The 1,316-nt window shown below is 69.3% G+C and carries 2 protein-coding genes; both read right to left on the bottom strand.

The window, feature by feature from the left end:
- Nucleotides 1-42 precede the first annotated feature (42 nt).
- Nucleotides 43-939, bottom strand: a complete 897-nt coding sequence (locus tag ACFHWT_RS31270) for an IS3 family transposase (protein ID WP_416598291.1) — start codon at nt 937-939, stop codon at nt 43-45.
- Nucleotides 936-1,238 (bottom strand): transposase, encoded by a 303-nt coding sequence (locus ACFHWT_RS31265; RefSeq protein WP_416598290.1) that lies wholly within the window; start codon nt 1,236-1,238, stop codon nt 936-938. The genes ACFHWT_RS31270 and ACFHWT_RS31265 overlap by 4 nt, the downstream gene beginning before the upstream one ends.
- Nucleotides 1,239-1,316: the final 78 nt, after the last annotated feature.

Below are 1,316 nucleotides of genomic sequence, written 5' to 3'. Positions count from 1 at the left end.
TGGGGTTGACCCGGTTTGACGGACAGGGTCGGTAAGTTGATCTCACGCTACCTTGCTGGCTGGCCTGCGGGTATAGGCCGTCGCCTCATACTCGGCCGGACTCATGTAGTCCAGGGTGGAATGGCGACGGCGGGTGTTGTACCACCCCTCGATCCACTCGAAGATCGCCGCACGGGCGGCGGCCCGGGTCGGCCACGCCCTCCGGTCGAGCAGTTCGGTCTTGATCGTGGCGAAGAACGACTCCGCGACGGCGTTGTCCCAGCACTGACCCCGCCCACCGACCGACAACCGCACCCCGTTGCGGTCGGCGAGCCGGGCGTACTGCGCACTCGTGTACTGGCAACCCCTGTCGCTGTGGAAGATCACCGGCCCGGTCGGGCGTCGGACGGCGATCGCGTTGGACAATGCCTGAGCGGGCAGATCGGTCCGTAGGTGGTCGGCGGTAGCCCAGCCCACCACCCGGCGTGACGCGATGTCGATGACGGTGGCGAGGTACAGCCAGCCCTCCCACGTGTGGATGTAGGTGATGTCGCCGCACCAGCGGGTGTCGACCCGGCCGGCGGCGACGTCGAAGTCCCGACGGATCAGGTCCGCCGACAACGCCGCACCCGGGTCGGGCACGGTCGTGGTCCGCCACCGCTTCGGCATCCGACCACACAACCCGGCGTCCCGCATCAGCCGGGCGACCCGCTTGCCGGAGTGCCGCCGCCCCTGGGCGGCGAGTTCGGCCCGGACCCGGGGCGCGCCGTAGGTGCCGGCCGAGTCGGCGTGGATATCCGCGATGCGGGCGGTCAGGTCGACGTCGTCGCGTTCCCGCCGCGACGGCCCGGCACGGTGCTGGTAGTAGGCGGACCGGGAGACCTCCAGCAGCTCACAGGAACGCTTCACGTTCCCGTCTCGCCGCGCCTTCTCCGCCTCGATGAACGGGTACACGTTCACCGGGTCTCCCTCACGAAGAAAGCCGTGGCCCGTTTGAGGATGTCGACGTCCTCGCGGAGCCGGCGGTTCTCCCGCCGCAGCCGCGCCAGCTCGTCGCGCTCGTCGCTGGTCAACCCGTCCGACCGGGTGCCGGCGTCGACGTCGGCCTGTTTGACCCACTCACGGACCGCGGTCTCGGTCAGGTCGAAGTCCCTCGCGACCTGCGCCACCGATCGGTCACCCCGCCGGCACACCTCGACGATCTCCGCCTTGAACTCCGGCGTGAACGCTCTGCGCGGCCGGCGTGGTTTCTTGCCCATGCCTTCCATGATGAACATCCTCCCGAGGAGCACACAGCCCCTCTGAGCTGGGATGTCCGTCAAACCGGGTCAGGCCCA

Source organism: Micromonospora sp. LOL_021, from assembly GCF_048060215.1.
Lineage (GTDB): Bacteria > Actinomycetota > Actinomycetes > Mycobacteriales > Micromonosporaceae > Micromonospora_E.
Note: the sequence above shows the minus strand (reverse complement) of the source record. Positions and strands in the feature narration are given on the sequence as shown.